Raw genomic sequence first — 1,957 nt, forward strand, 5'->3', positions numbered from 1 at the left:
TTCGCGGGGTAGGGGAGCGTTCTGTAAGCCGTTGAAGGTGTACCGGGAGGTATGCTGGAGGTATCAGAAGTGCGAATGCTGACATGAGTAACGACAATGCGGGTGAAAAACCCGCACGCCGGAAGACCAAGGGTTCCTATCCCATGTTAATCAGGGTAGGGTAAGTCGACCCCTAAGGCGAGGCTGAAGAGCGTAGTCGATGGGAAACGGGTTAATATTCCCGTACTTGGAATAATTGCGATGGGGGGACGGAGCAGGCTAAGTAAGCATGGCGTTGGTTGTCCATGTGAAAGTGCGTAGGCTGGTGACTTAGGAAAATCCGGGTCGCTAAGGCTGAGACACGAGACGAGCCACTAAGGTGGTGAAGTTACTGATGCCCTACTTCCAGGAAAAGCCTCTAAGCTTCAGATTATTTCGAATCGTACCCCAAACCGACACAGGTGGTCAGGTAGAGAATACTAAGGCGCTTGAGAGAACTCGGGTGAAGGAACTAGGCAAAATTGTACCGTAACTTCGGGAGAAGGTACGCTGTTGTTGGTGATGAGACTTGCTCTCTAAGCTGACGACAGCCGCAGTGACCAGGTGGCTGGGACTGTTTATTAAAAACACAGCACTGTGCAAAATCGTAAGATGACGTATACGGTGTGACACCTGCCCGGTGCCGGAAGGTTAATTGATGGGGTTAGCGTAAGCGAAGCTCTTGATCGAAGCCCCGGTAAACGGCGGCCGTAACTATAACGGTCCTAAGGTAGCGAAATTCCTTGTCGGGTAAGTTCCGACCTGCACGAATGGTGTAACCATGGCCACGCTGTCTCCACCCGAGACTCAGTGAAATTGAAATCGCAGTGAAGATGCTGTGTACCCGCGGCTAGACGGAAAGACCCCGTGAACCTTTACTACAGCTTGGCACTGAACATTGACCCTACATGTGTAGGATAGGTGGGAGGCTTTGAAGCACAGACGCTAGTTTGTGTGGAGCCGACCTTGAAATACCACCCTTGTAGTGTTGATGTTCTAACTTAGGCCCCTAATCGGGGTTGAGGACAGTGCCTGGTGGGTAGTTTGACTGGGGCGGTCTCCTCCCAAAGAGTAACGGAGGAGCACGAAGGTTGGCTAAGTACGGTCGGACATCGTACGGTTAGTGTAATGGTAGAAGCCAGCTTAACTGCGAGACAGACACGTCGAGCAGGTACGAAAGTAGGTCATAGTGATCCGGTGGTTCTGAATGGAAGGGCCATCGCTCAACGGATAAAAGGTACTCCGGGGATAACAGGCTGATACCGCCCAAGAGTTCATATCGACGGCGGTGTTTGGCACCTCGATGTCGGCTCATCACATCCTGGGGCTGAAGTCGGTCCCAAGGGTATGGCTGTTCGCCATTTAAAGTGGTACGCGAGCTGGGTTTAGAACGTCGTGAGACAGTTCGGTCCCTATCTGCCGTGGGCGTTTGAGAATTGAGAGGGGCTGCTCCTAGTACGAGAGGACCGGAGTGGACGAACCGCTGGTGTTCGGGTTGTGATGCCAATTGCATTGCCCGGTAGCTACGTTCGGAATCGATAACCGCTGAAAGCATCTAAGCGGGAAGCGAGCCTCGAGATGAGTTCTCACTTTAACTTTAAGTTAACTGAAGGGCCGTTGGAGACTACAACGTTGATAGGCTGGGTGTGGAAGTGTAGTGATACATTAAGCTAACCAGTACTAATTACCCGTGAGGCTTAACCATACAACGCCAAAGTGGTTTTACACGCTAGAAGTTAGTGTTACTGAAGTAGCGTTTTACGAATTATCAGACTTTTTTCCAGATTTAGCTAATTGGTTTATGACCGATTAGCGCACCGATTTTCCTGGTGAACATAGCGTTTTGGAACCACCTGACCCCATGCCGAACTCAGAAGTGAAACGAAACAGCGTCGATGATAGTGTGGCAGCTGCCATGTGAAAGTAGAACATCGCCAGG

At 51.0% G+C, this 1,957-nt stretch carries 2 rRNA genes; both read left to right on the forward strand.

The window, feature by feature from the left end:
• Positions 1–1,723 (forward strand): 23S ribosomal RNA (locus HC733_RS22080); the annotation flags it as partial.
• Positions 1,724–1,843: 120 nt separating this feature from the next.
• Positions 1,844–1,957: ribosomal RNA gene (rrf, locus tag HC733_RS22085) — 5S ribosomal RNA — on the forward strand; the annotation flags it as partial.

The sequence above is a fragment of the Pseudoalteromonas sp. S16_S37 genome (assembly GCF_014694405.1).
In the GTDB taxonomy this organism is placed as follows: domain Bacteria; phylum Pseudomonadota; class Gammaproteobacteria; order Enterobacterales; family Alteromonadaceae; genus Pseudoalteromonas.